18 protein-coding genes are annotated in these 16580 nt (G+C 64.9%); 15 read left to right on the forward strand and 3 right to left on the reverse strand.

Translation table 11 applies throughout. From position 1 onward, the window contains the following. The 8 genes from ACIGHN_RS15035 (at position 1) to fliR (ending at position 5840) form a co-directional block, all read left to right on the forward strand. Positions 1–1296, forward strand: a complete 1296-nt coding sequence (locus ACIGHN_RS15035) for a flagellar hook-length control protein FliK (protein ID WP_396505008.1) — start codon at positions 1–3, stop codon at positions 1294–1296. A gap of 210 nt (positions 1297–1506) precedes the next feature. After that, positions 1507–2106 carry a flagellar basal body-associated protein FliL gene (gene fliL / locus ACIGHN_RS15040; protein ID WP_056420005.1) on the forward strand — a complete coding sequence of 200 codons (600 nt, stop codon included), beginning with the start codon at positions 1507–1509 and terminating at the stop codon, positions 2104–2106. 21 nt (positions 2107–2127) lie between these two features. Then, a complete protein-coding gene (fliM, locus tag ACIGHN_RS15045; RefSeq protein ID WP_396505009.1) occupies positions 2128–3132 on the forward strand; it encodes a flagellar motor switch protein FliM in 1005 nt (334 codons plus the stop codon). Beyond that, a complete protein-coding gene (fliN, locus tag ACIGHN_RS15050; RefSeq protein WP_396505010.1) occupies positions 3122–3565 on the forward strand; it encodes a flagellar motor switch protein FliN in 444 nt (147 codons plus the stop codon). The genes fliM and fliN overlap by 11 nt, the downstream gene beginning before the upstream one ends. A 7-nt stretch (positions 3566–3572) precedes the next feature. Further along, a complete protein-coding gene (locus ACIGHN_RS15055) occupies positions 3573–3962 on the forward strand; it encodes a FliO/MopB family protein (protein WP_396505011.1) in 390 nt (129 codons plus the stop codon). Between the two features lie 52 nt (positions 3963–4014). Beyond that, a complete protein-coding gene (fliP, locus tag ACIGHN_RS15060) occupies positions 4015–4725 on the forward strand; it encodes a flagellar type III secretion system pore protein FliP (RefSeq protein ID WP_235504102.1) in 711 nt (236 codons plus the stop codon). An 11-nt stretch (positions 4726–4736) separates the two neighbouring features. Then, entirely contained in the window at positions 4737–5006 is a 270-nt protein-coding gene (fliQ, locus tag ACIGHN_RS15065; protein ID WP_056419989.1) for a flagellar biosynthesis protein FliQ, read from the forward strand. A 69-nt stretch (positions 5007–5075) separates the two neighbouring features. After that, the gene (gene fliR / locus ACIGHN_RS15070; protein ID WP_056419985.1) at positions 5076–5840 is read left to right on the forward strand and encodes a flagellar biosynthetic protein FliR; all 765 of its coding nucleotides are present in this window, start codon (positions 5076–5078) and stop codon (positions 5838–5840) included. Positions 5841–5858: 18 nt separating this feature from the next. On the opposite strand, the gene ACIGHN_RS15075 is transcribed toward fliR, so the two are convergent. Then, positions 5859–6488, reverse strand: a complete 630-nt coding sequence (locus ACIGHN_RS15075; RefSeq protein WP_056172965.1) for a response regulator transcription factor — start codon at positions 6486–6488, stop codon at positions 5859–5861. Further along, positions 6485–7597 carry an ATP-binding protein gene (locus ACIGHN_RS15080; protein ID WP_396505012.1) on the reverse strand — a complete coding sequence of 371 codons (1113 nt, stop codon included), beginning with the start codon at positions 7595–7597 and terminating at the stop codon, positions 6485–6487. Before ACIGHN_RS15080 ends, ACIGHN_RS15075 begins: the two co-directional genes overlap by 4 nt. 185 nt (positions 7598–7782) lie before the next feature. Here ACIGHN_RS15080 and ACIGHN_RS15085 point away from each other — a divergent pair, with 185 nt between their 5' ends. The 7 genes from ACIGHN_RS15085 (at position 7783) to ACIGHN_RS15115 (ending at position 14282) form a co-directional block, all read left to right on the forward strand. Then, entirely contained in the window at positions 7783–8229 is a 447-nt protein-coding gene (locus tag ACIGHN_RS15085; protein WP_056172971.1) for a hypothetical protein, read from the forward strand. A gap of 49 nt (positions 8230–8278) precedes the next feature. After that, complete coding sequence (locus ACIGHN_RS15090; RefSeq protein ID WP_056173069.1) at positions 8279–8641, forward strand: response regulator; 363 nt, start codon at positions 8279–8281, stop codon at positions 8639–8641. A 43-nt stretch (positions 8642–8684) separates the two neighbouring features. Beyond that, complete coding sequence (locus ACIGHN_RS15095) at positions 8685–10832, forward strand: chemotaxis protein CheW (protein WP_396505013.1); 2148 nt, start codon at positions 8685–8687, stop codon at positions 10830–10832. A 63-nt stretch (positions 10833–10895) separates the two neighbouring features. Then, complete coding sequence (locus ACIGHN_RS15100) at positions 10896–11384, forward strand: chemotaxis protein CheW (RefSeq protein WP_056419977.1); 489 nt, start codon at positions 10896–10898, stop codon at positions 11382–11384. Positions 11385–11547: 163 nt separating this feature from the next. Beyond that, positions 11548–12384 (forward strand): CheR family methyltransferase, encoded by an 837-nt coding sequence (locus tag ACIGHN_RS15105; protein ID WP_396505014.1) that lies wholly within the window; start codon positions 11548–11550, stop codon positions 12382–12384. Between the two features lie 32 nt (positions 12385–12416). After that, the gene (gene cheD, locus ACIGHN_RS15110) at positions 12417–13166 is read left to right on the forward strand and encodes a chemoreceptor glutamine deamidase CheD (protein ID WP_056419974.1); all 750 of its coding nucleotides are present in this window, start codon (positions 12417–12419) and stop codon (positions 13164–13166) included. 15 nt (positions 13167–13181) lie between these two features. After that, positions 13182–14282: a chemotaxis response regulator protein-glutamate methylesterase gene (locus tag ACIGHN_RS15115; RefSeq protein ID WP_056419970.1), complete on the forward strand. Its 1101-nt coding sequence runs from the start codon at positions 13182–13184 to the stop codon at positions 14280–14282. An 80-nt stretch (positions 14283–14362) separates the two neighbouring features. On the opposite strand, the gene ACIGHN_RS15120 is transcribed toward ACIGHN_RS15115, so the two are convergent. Next, entirely contained in the window at positions 14363–16273 is a 1911-nt protein-coding gene (locus ACIGHN_RS15120; RefSeq protein ID WP_396505015.1) for an ATP-binding cassette domain-containing protein, read from the reverse strand. Positions 16274–16580: the final 307 nt, after the last annotated feature.

A 16580-nucleotide genomic window follows, 5' to 3' on the forward strand; every position in this document is an offset into this window, starting at 1 on the left:
ATGGAACCGACAAAAATTTCTTCACCGCAAGGCACGCAGCCGGCCCACGCTGCACGGCCCCGGTCTGCCGCGCAGGGGACCGACACCACGGACGCCGCAGGCTCGGGCGGGTTCCTGGCGCTGCTGGCTGCGCTGGGGGATGGGCCGCTGGAAGGGGCTCCGCTGGGAACGGTGGGCGCGGACCAGGACGCCACCGCCTTGCTGCCTGACGCAGGCAAGGAGGCGGTCGATGCTGCCGCGATGGCGGCGTGGCAGGGCTTGCTGGGGGGGCCATCGGCCCAAGGACACGCAGCCAGCGACACGGCAAGCCTTGCAGCCGCGGACGCCGTGCTGGGGGGGGGCGGGCGCGCCAATCCGCTGGCGGGTGCGCTGATGGGTGCAGACGGCGTCCCCCAAGGCCTGGTCGCTGAAACCACGATGCTGGACACCTCCGGTGACCTCAAGGGAGGCCAGCAGCCAGGTGCGGCGCCAGGGTTCGGGCGGGCCTTCTCGCGCATGCAGAGCAATGCGCTGGCGCAGAAGGCGGAATCCATCGAATCCCTGGGCAGCCGGTCGGCGGCGGTCGACGGCGGCAAGCTGCAACTGTCGCCACAGGCCTTCACGCCCACGGTCGCAGCCGCCTTCCAGGCCGTGGGCGAGCGCGTGACCGGCGCCGCGGCGGGCGAGCGTTCCACTGCCGGTACGCCTGGCCTCGGGGCTTGGGAAGCGGGTGCGCCGGCCGTCGATGGCCTGCTCGCGGCCACCGCGTCCGCGCGCAGCGCAGAGTCCTCGGGGGGCCGTGCGGGTGACGGACAGCAGGGTGCGACCACATGGGGCGACGGCATGTCGACCGGTGGACCGCAGGAGGCGGGCGCCGTCGATGGCACCGTGTTCACCGACCCGGCCCAGGCCGGTCTGGAAGAGCAGGTGGCGGACCAGGCGGCTTACTGGGTCCACCAGAAAACACAAAACGCCGAACTCACGCTCACCCGTGATGGGCAGCCGGTCGAGGTGTCCGTGTCGCTCTCGGGCAACGAAGCCCACGTGTCCTTCCGCAGCGACCAGGCGCAGACCCGTGACATGCTGGACCGCAGCATGGCGCAGTTGAGCGACCTGCTGCGCAGCGAGGGCCTGGTGCTGTCGGGCATGTCGGTCGGCACATCGGCCGGCCAGGGCGCGGGCTCGGGCTCGGGTGAACAGCAGCGCCAGCGCGAGGGCGCCCGCCAGGGGCAGGTGATCTCCGCCGCGCCAGCGGGCACGGCATCGCTGCAGCGCAGCGGCGGCTCGCCGGAGCGCGCGGTCGACATCTTCGTGTAGGGCGCTAGCGCGCGCCCTGGGGCCGGGCGCTGGCCGCCCGCCGCCCCCGGGTCTGGCCGCGGGGCGGGGGGAGCGTGCTGAATGCCATGGTTTATGGCTTTTATTCTGGCTATTATTGGTTGCCTCTTCGCCCAATAATGGGCCATCCAGCTTTGCCCGCCCCCTGATGGCGCAGGCGCGGCTTGCTCACTACCGCAAGGAACCCGCATCGTGTCAGCCAATACCCCCGCAGCAGCACCTCCGGCCAAAAGCAAGAAGATGCTGATCATCATCATCGGCGTGGTGGTGGCCGTGCTGGTGATCGGTGGCGGTGCTGCGGCGTGGTTCATCTCCAGCCGGTCGCACGCCGATGCCGAGGACGGCGAAGAAAAGGTCGCCCACAAGGAAAAAGAGACGCCCAAGGTCGCGCCCACTTTTTTGCCGCTGGAGAACATGGTGGTCAACCTGGCCGACCCTGGCGGCGACCGGTTCGCGCAGATCGGCATCACCCTGGAAGTGGACGATGCGAAGACCGCCGAGCAGGTCAAGCAGTACCTGCCGTCCATCCGCAGCGGCATCCTCATGCTGGTGTCGCAGCGCACATCCAGCGAACTGCTGCAGCGCGAGGGCAAGGAAAAGCTGGCGACCGATGTGTTGCGCGAAGTCTCGCGGCCCCTGGGCTACTCGGTGCCCACCGAGCGTGAACGCGAACGAGAGCGCGCCCGCGAGAAGGGGTCCGCCGATGATGAGGAAGAGCGCCCCGCGCGCCGCCGGGCGGAGCCGCGCAACCCGGTGCGCCGCGTGCTTTTTTCCAACTTCATCATCCAATGACACGCGCAAGGACCAGCCGTCATGAGTGATTCGTTTCTTTCGCAGGAAGAGGTCGACGCCCTACTGGAGGGGGTGACGGGCGAAAGCCAGAAGTCGGTCGAGGAAGTGGCCGAGGCGGGCTCCGTCCGCACCTACGACATCTCCAGCCAGGAGCGCATCGTCCGCGGCCGCATGCCGACGATGGAAATCGTCAACGAGCGGTTCGCGCGCAACTTCCGCATCGGCCTGTTCAACTTCATCCGCCGCAGCCCCGAGATTTCGGTGGGCACGGTGTCGGTGCAGCGCTACAGCGCATTCCTGCGCGAGCTGGCGGTGCCCACCAACTTCAACATCGTGGCCATCCGCCCGCTGCGCGGCAGCGGGCTGATCGTGTGCGAGCCCTCCCTGGTGTTCGGCATCATCGACACGCTGTACGGCGGCGTGGGCAAGTTCCAGACGCGGATCGAAGGTCGGGATTTCTCGCCCACGGAGCAACGGGTCATCAACCGGCTGGTCGACGTGATCTGCACGGAATACAAGAAGGCCTGGCAGGGCATCTACCCGCTGGAGCTCGAATACCAGCGCTCGGAAATGCAGCCGCAGTTCGCCAACATCGCCACGCCCAGCGAAATCGTGGTGTCCACGGCGTTCCAGCTGGAAATCGGCGACCTCTCCGGCGCGATCCACATCTGCATGCCGTATGCCACGCTGGAGCCCATCCGCGATGTGCTGTATTCGTCCACGCAGGGCGACTCCATCGAGGTGGACCGCCGCTGGGTGCGGGTGCTGACACGCGAGATCCAGGCGGCCGAGGTGACCCTGGTGGCAGAGCTGGCGAAAGCCGATGCCACCGTGGAGCAATTGCTGGCCATGAAGCCCGGCGATTTCATCGAACTCGACCGTGAGCCGCGCATCCGTGCGTCGATCGGCGGAGTTCCAATTTTTGAATGCCAGTACGGAACCCACAATTCCAAGTACGCCATTCGCATTGAAGAGTGCCTGCGTAGTTCGGACATGAGCTGGCTGGGAGAAAAAGATGGCAACTGAAGAAGACAACAAGGACGCGGCCGCGGAAGACCCGTTTGCGGGTTGGGCCGAGGCGCTGGAAGAGCAAAAGAGCACGGACGCCAAGCCGTCCGATGGCGAGCAGGGCGGGCCCCTGTCGGGTGAGCCCGTGCGGCCTTTCTCCGGGGCCGGTGGTGGCGGCGATACCGTCAACGACATCAACATGGTGCTGGACATTCCGGTGCAGCTGTCGGTGGAGCTGGGCCGCACCAAGGTGCCGATCAAATACATCCTGCAGCTGGCGCAGGGCTCGGTCGTCGAATTGGATGCGCTGGCCGGCGAGCCCATGGATGTGCTGGTCAATGGCTACCTCATCGCGCAAGGCGAGGTGGTGGTCGTGAACGACAAGTTCGGTATCCGCCTGACCGATGTGGTGACGCCTTCCGAGCGCTTGCGCCGTGTCAGCCGTGGATAGCAGCGGCATGACCCAGACCTTGCTGGTCGTGGTGCTCTTCGTGGGCGCCATGGCCTGCCTGCCGTGGCTGGTCAAGCGCTTGCAGCAGCGCCACGCTGCCAGCTCGATGGCTGCAGGCACCGCGTCCCGCGTGTTGTCGGTGGTGGCGGTGGGGCCGCAGCAGCGCGTGGTCACGGTGGAGGTGGGGCCCGAACATGCACGCACCTGGCTGGTGCTGGGCGTGACCGCCCAGAACGTGAGCTGCCTGCATGTGTTGCCAAGCGCTCCTGCCGCCGTGGGCCAGGGTGTGCCGGCGGGGGGCGCGAGCCCCGTCAACGGGACCGTGCGCACGGACAACTCGTTTGCACAGGAAGTCGCGATGGCTGTGGCGGGCACCGGGAAGCCGCCCCATGGTTGACAGGCTTGCGTTGCGCCGCCTGGTGGCCATCGGGGGCCTCGGGGCTCTGGGCATGTCGCTGCACGGCCCGGCGCTGGCGCAGGCTGCCGGTGGCGCGTTGCCGCTGGTCGTGGGCAGCGGCCCGGCAGGCACGAGTTATTCCGTGCCCATCCAGACACTGCTGTTCTTCACGGCCCTGTCCTTCCTGCCCGCGGTCCTGCTCATGATGACCGGCTTCACGCGCATCGTGATCGTGCTGTCGCTGTTGCGGCAGGCGCTGGGCACGCAGTCGGCGCCGCCCAATCAGGTCATCATCGGGCTGTCGCTGTTCCTGACGTTCTTCGTCATGGGGCCCACGCTCGACCGGGTGTACCAGGACGCCTACGTGCCGTACACCACCAACGCCATCACCTTCGAGCAGGCGCTGGAGAAGGCCGAGGCGCCCATGCGCAGCTTCATGCTCAAGCAGACCCGGCAGTCCGACTTTGCGCTCTTTTCACGCCTGGCCCGCCTGGACCCCAAGGTCACGGCCGAGACGGCGCCGTTGCGCGTGCTGGTGCCGGCGTTTGTCACCAGTGAGCTGAAGTCGGCGTTTCAAATCGGCTTCATGATCTTCATCCCGTTTCTGGTGATCGACATGGTGGTGTCCAGCATCCTCATGTCGCTGGGCATGATGATGCTGTCGCCCGTGCTGGTCGCGCTGCCGTTCAAACTCATGCTGTTCGTGCTGGCCGATGGCTGGAACCTGCTGATCGGGTCGCTGGCGGCCAGCTTCGTACCCTGAAGGAGCCTGCAATGACCTCGCAAATGGTGCTGACCATCGGGCGCGATGCCCTGACGCTGCTGCTGATGATCTCCATGCCCGTGCTTGGCGTGGTGATGGCGGTCGGTCTGGTGGTGAGCATTTTCCAGGCCGTCACGCAGATCCATGAAGCCACGCTGGCGTTCGTGCCCAAGCTGATCGCCGCGATGGTGGTGTTTGCCATTGCCGGTCCCTGGATGATCAGCACGCTGGTGGACTTCATTCGCCGGACGATCGAGTCCATCCCGTCGGTGATCGGCTAGGCGCCAGCCTGTGCCCCTGGTACGGAGCGACGCCGGGCCCTTGCCATCTTTGCCCGCTGAGGACTGCGCGTGATCACTTTCTCGGAAGCCCAGCTGATGGCGTGGCTGTCGCCCATCCTGTGGCCCTTTCTGCGGGTCCTGGCCGTGTTCTCGGTCGCACCGGTGTTCTCCATGCGCGTCATTCCCATGCGGGTGAAGGTGGGCCTGGCGTTCCTGGTGGCGCTGTGCGCGCAGGGGGTGCTGGGCGAGCAGCCGGTCATCAGCGTCAATGGGCGCGAAGCGATGGCGGCTGTGGCCCAGCAGGTGATCGTGGGGCTGGCCATCGGCTTTGCGATCCGGCTCGTGTTTGCCGCGGTGGAGCTGGCGGGCGAACTCATCGGCCTGCAGATGGGGCTCAATTTCGCGTCGTTCTTCGACCCATCGTCCAACACCCAGATCAGCGCCGTGGCGCGGTTCTTCGGACACATGTCCTTGCTGCTCTTCGTGGTGATCAACGGGCACCTGCTGATCCTCATGGCCGTGGTGAAGAGCTTCGAGCGGTTCCCGGTCAACGGGAACTTCATGCAGGCGCTGGGCCAGATGCGGGTGCATGAGCTGGGCGCATCGCTGTTCTCAAGCGCGCTGTGGATTGCGTTGCCCATGATTGCGCTGCTGCTCTTCGTCAACCTGACGCTGGGCATCATTTCCCGGGTGGCCCCGCAGATGAACATCTATTCGGTGGGTTTCCCGGTCACGCTGACGGTCGGGATGCTGGGCATCGTGGCGACGCTGCCTTTGCTGGAGCAGCCCGTGCTGGCACTGATGCAGCAGGCGGTCGATCTGTTCGCCCGTTAGGTGGCGGCGCCGGGCGCGCTACACCAGTCCGTTGCGGATGGCGTAGACCGTCAGCTCCGCGTTGTTGGAGAGCTTGAGTTTTTCGAGCACGCGAGAGCGGTAGACGCTCACGGTCTTGGGGCTCAGCATCAGCTCTTCGGCAATGTCCGAAAGGCGCCTGCCGGACGCGATCTTGACCAGGGTCTGCAACTCGCGTTCGGACAGCGTGGTGTGGGGCAGCTCGGGCGTCGGCTGCGCCAGGCTGTCCGCCAGCATCTGGGCCACCTCTGCCGTGAGGTACTTGCGGCCCTGCATGACGGTGCGCACGGCGGCGATCAACTCGACCGGATCGCCCGCCTTGTTGGCATAGCCTTGCGCCCCCGCTTTCAGGCAGCGCAGCGCGTACTGGTCCTCGGGGTACATCGACACCACCAGAACCTTGATGGCCGAGTGGGTTTCGCGCAGGCTGGTGAGCACCTCCAGGCCGCTGCGGCCCGGCATGTTCAAGTCCAGCAGCAGCACATCGCAGGTGGCCGTGCGCAGCACGTCCCTGAGCTCGGAGTAGCCCCCGGCCTCACCAGTGACCTCGATGTCGGGCGCGTCGGCCAGTGTGTCGCGAATCCCGCGCCGCAGCACGGCATGGTCATCACACAGGACCACATGAATCACTGAGCATCTCCAGAATCGGGTGGTATGGCCTGTGATGTTAGCGGTACGGACAGGATCACGGACGTTCCATGGCCCGGCCGGCTGCTGATATCGAGCCACCCGCCCACGGTGCGCGCACGCTCGTGCAGGCCCTTGAGGCCGAAGGCCTTGGGCTTGTCGCGCATCTGCGCATCGATGCCGCGCCCGTCGTCGGTGACTTCGAGGGTGAGCACCTCCTCCCTGTCCGACAGCTCGATGTGGACCTTGCGGGGGTGGGCGTGTTTGGAAATGTTGGTCAGGGCCTCTTGCGCGGTGCGGTAGGCCACCAGCTGGATCTCGGGCGTGGTGTGCAGAGTGTCGCTGCTGCTGACCACCCGGGCGGGGACGCCCGTGCGGCGCTCGAAACCGTCGGCCAGCCACTGCACCGCGGCCACCAAGCCTTGCTCGAGGATCGGAGGGCGCAAATTCATCATGATGCGCTGGCTGGCCCCGATGGCGTGCTGCAGCATGTCGGCCGCCGATGCGGCGTGCTCCTGCATGGCCGGATCGGCGCTGTGGCGTCCGATCCACGCCACATCAAAGCGCACGGCTGTCAGTGCGCCGCCGATGTCGTCGTGGATCTCGCGGGCGATGGAGGCCCGCTCCTGCTCGATCGACAGTTGCAGGTGCTCGGTGAGGTCCGCCAGGCGGCGTTCGGAGGCGGCCAGGTCCGCGACCGCCTGTTCGCGGGCCCGGCGTGCTTCGTGCACTTCCAGCGCCCGCGCAATCACATGGGGCAGGCGCTGCAGATCGTCTTTGAGCAGGTAATCGGCAATGCCCAGGCGCATGGCATCGACCGCAGCGGCTTCGCCAATGGCACCCGACAGCAGCACAAAGGGGGGGTGTTGCGGCTTTTGCGCCACATGCGACCAGGCGTCCAGTGCGGTGAACCCGGGCAGGCGGTAATCTGCCAGGATGATGTCAAAAGGCTGCTGATCGGTGGCCTTTTGAAACTCGGGGAGCGTATCTACCCTCTGGAGGTGGCATTGGAGACCGGAGCGCCGCAAGATCCTGGCCGTGAGGTCGTGATCCGTCAGTGAATCTTCAAGATGCAGGATGTTCAGGGTCTGGTCTGATGCTATGGTGACCATAGGGGCGCTATCATAGGATACAAATTGGAACAAACAAGGGTGTTTGTCCGGTTGGGGCGGTTTCAGCGTACGCGTCCAATGGGACGATAACGCCGCGGTGCGTGCACCGGTTTTGGCTGCTGTACGTGTATCGTAGTCCTGTGTTTTTTGCGTGCTGTGCTGCTGCGTGCTGCGATGGAGAAACGATGCAATCTACGCTAACAACCTCTGGAGGACCTGCTGTCCAGGTTCCCGTCATGGTGGCGGCGGAGTTGCAAGACTCCTTGCTGGTCGTCATGCATGACCTCCACCGGCTGGAGGGACTGCTGAGCCATGCCACCGACAACCTCATGGAGCGCTTTGGCGAGGCCAATGCCGTGCTGACCGATGAGACCGTGGCCCATTCACCGGAACTGGTGGCGGCGCGGGCTGCGTTGCGCAATGCAGTGACCGAGCTTCAGTTCCAGGACATGGCGTCCCAATTGATCTGGCACACCACCAAGGTGCTCCAAGGATGCGCTTTCCGGCTGGCCTCGGAGGCCATGGGCCATGAGGACGGAGAGGAAGCGGCGCCCTTTGCCGAAATGGCGCCGGACCGTCCGAACCCGGTCACGCAGAGCGAGATGGATGCAGGTTCGGTGGACCTGTTCTGACCTTTACACCGCTGGTTAACCTATATATTCAAGTCAGTTGGAGCCATACATGCAATCGATCCTTGCCGTAGATGATTCACCCTCCATGCGGAAAATGGTGTCGTTCACCCTGACAGGTGCCGGCTATCACGTTGTGGAGGCGGTGGATGGGCAGGATGCCCTGGAAAAGGCCGAGAGCCACGACATCGATCTCGTGCTGGCCGACCAGAACATGCCGCGGCTCGATGGCATTGGCCTGACCCGCAAACTGCGCGAAAACCCGAAATTCAAGACCATTCCCATTCTGATCCTGACCACCGAGTCCAGCGACCAGATGAAACAGGCAGGGCGCACTGCGGGTGCGACGGGCTGGCTGGTCAAGCCCTTTGATCCCAATCGCCTGATCGAAGTCATCCAGAAAGTGATCCGCTGAGCCGACCCGGCCCGGATCACCCAGTACACAGCAGGAGCCTACGATGGCGGATACCTACCAAGAAGGATCGGGCGGGGGCGCTGACTTCGACCTGAGCCAGTTCTATCAGATCTTCTTTGAAGAGGCCGGGGAGAACCTGGACCAGATGGAGCACATGCTCCTCAACCTGGATCTGGTCAATGCCAATGACGAGGAACTCAACGGCATCTTCCGTTGCGCCCACTCGATCAAGGGTGGCTCTGCCACCTTCGGTTTTTCCGATGTGGCGGAACTGACGCACCAGATGGAGTCGCTGCTGGACCGGCTGCGCCGCCACGAATTGCAGCCGATCCCGCAGATGGTGGACGTGCTGCTCGAATCTGCCGACGCCTCGCGCAGCCTGCTGGCCCGCCATCAGGCGGGTGGGCAGGGCGAGGCGGTGTCCACCGCATCGCTGGTGCGCCGGATCAGCGACCTGGCCGCAGGGCAGGTGCCTGGCGACGCTCCCGCCGCTGCGGCACCGCCACCCCCCCCGCCGCCACCCGCGCCCGCACCGGCCGCCGTGGCTCCGGCGCCTGCACCCAAGCCGGCCACGCCTGCGGTGGCAGGGCAGGCGCGCAAGCTCGAAATCCAGATCGGCCCGCTGGAGCGTCTGCAGCAGGCGGACGCCATCAAGGAACTGTTCCGCGATATTCCAGGGCTCGGCGCCATCCAGGACCTCGAAACGGCCCAGCCGAACACCCGTCTGTTCGCCGTGGAGACCACCTCCACCAACGACGACCTGCTGGACCTGTTCGCATTCCATGTCTCGAAGGAGCAGGTGGTCATCCGTGATGCGGCCGCGCCGGACAGCGCGCAGCCCGCGGCAGATGACGAAGAAGTCCTGGTGGCTGTGGATGGATCGGGCGCAGAGGCCCCCTACGGTTTCTTCAACGACGCGCCCGGCGCACCTTCGGACGCCCCCCAGGCCGCGGCGCAGGCACCCGTGCCCGCCAAGGCTGCTGCGCCCAAGGCCGCCGAGCCCAAGGCTGCCATGCAGGCGCAAATGGAGTCCACCACCATCCGCGTGGACGTCAAGAAGGTCGACCAGCTCATCAACCTGGTGGGCGAGCTGGTGATCACGCAGGCCATGCTGGCCCAGAACAGCCGTGGCCTGGATGCGGGTGCCTACCAGCAGTTGCTGGCAGGCCTGGCCGATCTGGACCGCAACACGCGCGATCTGCAGGAATCGGTCATGTCGATCCGCATGATCCCCATGTCCATCGTGTTCAGCCGGTTCCCGCGCATGCTGCGCGACCTGGCCAACAAGCTGGGCAAGAAGGTGGAGTTGGTCACGCTGGGTGAAGCGACCGAACTGGATAAGGGCCTGGTGGAGAAGATCACCGATCCGCTGACCCACCTGGTGCGCAACAGCTGCGACCACGGCATCGAAATGCCGGCGGACCGCCTGGCCAAGGGCAAGTCGGAGCACGGAACCATCACCTTGTCGGCCTCCCACCAGGGCGGCTCCATCGTGATCGAGGTGCGCGACGACGGGCGCGGGCTGTCGCGCGAGAAGATCCTGAAGAAGGCGCAGGAGCGCGGCCTGGACGTGTCCGAGCAGATGAGCGATGCCGAGGTATGGCAGCTGATCTTCGCGCCGGGCTTCTCCACGGCCGACGAGGTCACCGACGTGTCCGGCCGCGGTGTCGGCATGGACGTGGTCAAGCGCAATATCGCCGCCTTGAACGGTTCGGTCGAGATCGATTCCGCCGAAGGCTACGGCATGAAGGTTTCCGTTCGCCTGCCGCTGACGCTGGCCATCATGGACGGCATGTCGGTCGGGGTGAGCGACGAGGTCTACATCCTGCCGCTGTCGTCGGTGGTCGAGTCCTTCCAGGTCAACGCGGACGATGTGAGCACCGTGGCCCAAGGCTCCCAGCTGGTGAAGGTGCGCGACGAGTACATGCCGGTGATCGCGCTGGAGAAGATCTTCCAGGTGCCGCGTTTCGATCCCAACAAGTCCAGCAACATCATGGTGGTGGTGGAGGCCGATGGCAGCCGTGTGGCCTTGCTGGTGGATGAGCTTCTGGGCCAGCACCAGGTGGTGGTCAAGAACCTGGAATCGAACTACCGCAAGGTGCCCAACGTGTCTGGCGCGACCATTCTGGGCGATGGCACGGTGGCCCTGATTCTGGATACAGGCGGTCTGGTGCGCAGGGCGCGCCACTAGTTTCAAGCGATTCGAGCGCGCCAGCCCGCAGCGGGCGGCGCGGCTTAAAAAGGAGTGTGCACCATGAGTGTGATTGGAAAGACAGCAGAAGCGGTGCCAACCGGTACGCGGGAATACCTCACGTTCCGTCTCGATCAGGAAGAGTACGGCATCGACATCCTCAAAGTGCAGGAAATCCGTGGCTACGAGCCGCCGACGCGGATTGCGAACGCGCCCAGCTTCATCAAGGGCGTGGTCAACCTGCGCGGCACCATCGTGCCCATCGTGGACATGCGCATCAAGTTCAATTGCGCGCAGGCCGACTACAACAGCTTCACCGTGGTCATCATCCTGAATCTGCGCAACCGCGTGGTCGGGATCGTGGTGGACTCCGTGAGCGACGTGATGGAGCTGACGCCTGAAAGCATCCGTTCCGCACCCGACATCGAGAGCGCGATCGACGCCAGCTGCATCCTGGGTCTGGGCTCGGTCGGCGAGCGCATGCTGATCCTGCTGGACATCGAGAAACTCATGTCCGGCCTGGACATGGGGCTGGTGGCCGCCAACGAATAAGGCATACCGGCATGGACTGGCGATGCCGGCCCGGTGCCGGCTCGCCACTGTGGCTTGTAGATCTCTTGGAGTGAACAGAACTTCCCGTCGGATGATCAATATGGCCCAACCCATCAGCGCATCAGCTTCAGCCCGATCCCCAGCGTCCCGGGCGGAGCCCGCCATGGCCGCCGCGCCATCGGGGCCTTTGGCGCAAGGGCGGGAGTTCGTCTGGACCAATGCCGATTTTGCCCGGGTGCAAGCCCTGATCTACCAGCGCGCCGGCATCAGCCTGCACGACGGTAAGCACGCGATGGTGTACAGCCGCCTGTCCCGCCGTCTGCGGGACACCGGCCACTCGAGTTTTCACGACTACCTGGGTTGGCTGGAGACGCACGATGGGCCTGAATGGCAGGAATTCATCAATGCGCTCACCACCAACCTCACGGCCTTTTTTCGCGAGCAGCACCATTTCGAAATCTTTGCCTCGCATCTGCGAGGCAAGCCGGGCACCAACTGGCGCGTCTGGTGCAATGCCGCCTCCACGGGTGAGGAGCCGTATTCCATCGTCATGACCGCTTTCGAAGCGCTGGGGGCCAATGGTTCGTTCAAGCTCACGGCCAGCGACATCGATTCGCGGGTGCTGGCGACCGCGGCGCAGGGCGTGTACCGGCTGGACGGCCTCAAGGGCCTGAGCCCGGAGCGCCTGCAGAAGTTCTTTCTTCGCGGCAAGGCCGGCAACACGGGCATGGTGCGGGCCAAGCCCGAGCTGCGCCGCGCCATCGACTTCATGAGTGTGAATCTGATCCGCGACGACTGGCCGTTCAAGGAACCATTCGACGTGGTCTTCTGCCGCAACGTCATGATCTACTTTGATGCACCCACGCAGCGGCGCGTGCTGGAGAGAATCCACCGGGTGCTCAAGCCCGGCGGCATGCTGTTCGTGGGCCACGCGGAGAACTTCAGTGAGTCCCGAGACCTGTTTACGCTGCGTGGCAAGACGGTGTACGAGCGCCGTTGACCTGTCCATGTTGTCGCACCGCACCTAGCACCATGACCAACATTCAAGCAGGATCATCCCCCTCTCTGGCAGCCGCCGCGGGCGGCTCGGCGGAGCGGCGGCGCGCACCGCGCATTGCACCGCTGAGCGCGGACATCTATTCAGCCGGAAATGCACCCGCCCGGGAGTCGTCGCTCCAGGACCTCAAGGCACGTTCGCGCAAGCCGGGCGAGGCCTCGTTCTTCTATCTGGACCACCACTTCCAGCACAACGCGGTCAAGGTCCTGCCCGGAGAGTACTTCGTTGCCGACGAAAACATGGTCATCATGACGGTCCTGGGCTCGTGCATCGCCGCCTGCCTGTGGGACAGCCGTGCGCGCATCGGCGGCATGAACCACTTCATGCTGCCCGACGGCGATGTGGCGGATGCATCGGGTCGCTATGGCTCGTACGCCATGGAACTGCTCATCAACGAGATGATGAAGCAGGGTGCCCGGCGGGAGACCATGCAGGCCAAGATCTTCGGTGGCGCGCAGGTCATGCACAACTTCACCACGATGAACGTGGGCGAGCGCAACACCAATTTTGTTCTGAATTATCTGCACACCGAGCGCATTCCCATCGTCTCCGAAGACGTGCTGGACATCTACCCGCGCAAGGTGGTCTTCTTTCCCGTGACCGGGAAAGCCATGGTCAAGCGACTGGCACATGCCCATCCGGAGGCTCTGGTGGCCCAGGAAGTCAAGGGCAATGCCGCCAACGTGGCCAAGACCACTTCCGGCGGCTCTGTGGATCTGTTTTAAAGAAAGCGTGAGTGAATGAGCAGGAAAATCCGGGTGATCGTGGTGGACGATTCGGCACTGGTCCGGAGTCTGCTGTCCGAGATCATCAACCGGCAGCGGGACATGGAGTGCATCGGCACCGCGAATGACCCCTTGATCGCACGCGAGATGATCCGCGAGCTCAATCCCGATGTCATCACGCTGGACGTCGAGATGCCCCGCATGGACGGCATCGATTTTCTCGGCCGCCTGATGCGGCTGCGCCCGATGCCGGTCGTGATGATCTCGACGCTGACCGAGCGCGGTGCCGAGGTGACGATGAAGGCGCTGGAACTGGGCGCCGTCGACTTCGTGGCCAAGCCGCGTGTCGGCCTGGCCAGCGGGCTCAATGATCTGGCGTCGTTGATTGTGGAGAAGATCCGCGTCGCAGCGGTCGCACAGGTGCGCCGGGCCCCGGCCCGGGAGGCCGCGGTGCCGGGCCATGCCGGCAGTGCCGTGGCGCCGCCGTCGTCGTCATCGGCCCTGCTGGGCCGGTTGTCGACCGAGAAGCTGATCTGCATCGGCGCGTCGACCGGCGGTACCGAGGCGATCAAGGAAGTGCTGGTGCACATGCCCGCCGACTCCCCGGCGATCGTGATCACGCAGCACATGCCGCCGGGTTTCACCACGAGCTTTGCCGCGCGCCTGAACGGCCTGTGCCAGATCACGGTGAAAGAGGCGGTCAACGGCGAGCGCATCCTGCCTGGCCATGCCTACATTGCGCCCGGCGGGACACAGTTCCATGTCGCGCGCAGTGGAGCCAACTATGTGGCGGTGGTGGACGACGGCCCGCCGGTGAACCGGCACAAGCCTTCGGTCGAGGTGTTGTTCAAGTCTGCCGCCGCGGTGGTGGGGCGCAATGCGTTCGGCATCATGCTCACCGGCATGGGCAACGACGGCGCCGCCGCCATGCGGGAGATGAAAGACGCGGGCAGCTACAACTATGTGCAGGACGAAGCGACCTGCATCGTGTTCGGCATGCCGCGCGAGGCCATTGCCCACGGCGCCGCGGACGAGGTGCTGCCGCTGGGGCAGATCGCGCCCGCATTGATCAGCCGCCTGCGCGGGGCGACCGACCGGCTGCACCACCGCATCTGAGCGATGGCCGGGGCGCCGCCTGCGGAGCCCTGGCGCAGTTCTTGGGGCACTGCGCCGCTCCGAGAGCCCCCGGACATGCATCACGCGGACAAAGCCGTCCAGCGCTCCAGCGCTTCCATCAGTTCATCGTCGATCTCGCCCGACCGCACGCCCATGGCCGCAGCGCGGGCAGGGTCCGTGCTGTACAGGCGCCCATCTGCCAGTCCGTCCTGCAGCGTCTTTTGTTCTTCTTCCAGCGCAGCGATGCGGGCAGGCAGCTGTTCGAGCTCGCGCTGCTCCTTGTAGCTGAGCTTCTTCCTGGGTGCTGCCGCAGGCTCGCCGGAAGCGCGCTGGGCCGGATTCTTGTCGGGACTTTCGCTGTCGGCCTTGGCGGCTGTGGCCGCCGACGCCGCTGCGGAAGCGTTCAACGCGCGGCTGCGTTTGGATTGCAGCAGCCAGTCCTGAACCCCGCCCTCGTATTCGCGCCAGAGGCCGTCACCTTCAAAGGCAATGGTGCTGGTGACGACGTTGTCCAGGAAGGTTCTGTCGTGGCTGACCAGGAACACGGTGCCGTCGTAGTTCTCCAGCAGCTCTTCCAGCAGGTCCAGGGTGTCAATGTCCAGGTCGTTGGTCGGCTCGTCGAGCACCAGCACATTGGCGGGGCGTGCGAACAGCCGCGCCAGCAGGAGGCGGTTGCGCTCCCCGCCAGACAGTGAACGCACGGGCGAGTGGGCGCGCGCAGGAGAGAACAGGAAGTCGCTCAGGTAGCTCTTCACGTGCTTGCGCTGGTTGCCGATCTCGATCCATTCACTGCCAGGGCTGATGAAATCCTCCAGCGTCGCGTCCAGGTTGATGGCGTGCCGCATCTGGTCAAAGTAGGCGACCTGCAGGTTGGCACCCTGGCGGATGGTGCCCTTGTCGGGCTGCAATTCACCGAGGATCAACTTGAGCAAGGTCGTCTTGCCAGCGCCGTTCGGGCCGATCAGGCCCACCTTGTCGCCCCGCAGGATGGTGCCCGTGAAGCCCCGCACGATGGCCCGTTCGCCGAACGACTTGCTCACATCCGTGAGTTCGGCAACGATCTTCCCTTGGTAGCCGTTGGAGCCGCCTGAAGCAACGTCCATCCGCACGCTGCCCACGACATCCCGGCGGGCTTCCCGCTTGGAGCGCAATTGTTCCAGCCGGCTGATGCGGCTCTGGCTGCGTGTGCGCCGCGCTTCCACCCCTCTGCGGATCCAGACTTCTTCCTGTGCCAGCAGCTTGTCGGCCTTGGCGGCAATGACCGCCTCCTGGGCCAATTGCTCTTCCTTCTGCAGCAGGTACTGCGCGAAATTGCCGGGATAGGAACGCAGTTGCCCCCGGTCCAGTTCCACGATGCGCGTCGCCACACGGTCCAGGAACGAGCGGTCGTGGGTGATCGTGACCACGCTGCCGGGGAAGTCGATCAGCAGTTCTTCCAGCCACTCGATCGAATCCAGGTCCAGGTGGTTGGTAGGTTCGTCCAGCAGCAACACATCAGGGCGCGCCACCAAGGCTTGCGCCAGGGCCACCCGCTTCTTGGTACCGCCGGACAGCGTGCCAACCACGGCGTCCGGGTCCAGGTGCAGGCGTTGCAGCGTTTCTTCCACGCGTTGCTCCCAGTTCCAGGCATCGTAGGCCTCGATCTCGGACTGCAGGGCATCCAGGTCCAGCCCTTCGGCGCCTGAAAGGTACTGGTCCCGGATCGCAATGACACGCTGCAGCCCTTCGGAGGCCGCCTTGAAGATGGTGGCGGACGGGTCTAGCGAGGGCTCCTGCGCCACGAACGCAATGCGCACACCTTGCTGCACTTGCAGCGAGCCATCGTCTGGTTTGGCCATGCCACCCAGAATCTTCAACATGGAAGACTTGCCTGCGCCATTGCGGCCGATGAGACCGACGCGCTCCGCCGTTTCGAGAGAAAAGCCGGCGTGATCCAGCAGTGCGACGTGCCCAAAAGCAAGTTGGGCGTCGAGTAGGGTGATAAGTGCCATAGGGGCACGATTATCGGTGGAGGGCGCATTGCGTCACTTCGTCCCGTGTTGCGGGCGTGCGGTCCTGGCCTTGCGGAGCCTCTGCTGGAGACCTCCCGGCGCATTGCGCCCCCCAGGGACTGCTCGACGCCTCCATTAGAAGCATTGCCGGCATGGCCCTTGGAAAATCACGCCGATGGTGCAAATTCTTCATGAGTCTTGCGATGACCTCCAAAACGGTGCTATAGTCGAGGGCTTCGCTACTGAGACGGCTGCTGCAGATTGCAGGAGATGTTGAAGTTCAGGAGGTTGGTTGGTGATGAAGGCT

The sequence above is a fragment of the Acidovorax sp. NPDC077693 genome, from assembly GCF_044542805.1.
In the GTDB taxonomy this organism is placed as follows: domain Bacteria; phylum Pseudomonadota; class Gammaproteobacteria; order Burkholderiales; family Burkholderiaceae_C; genus Acidovorax.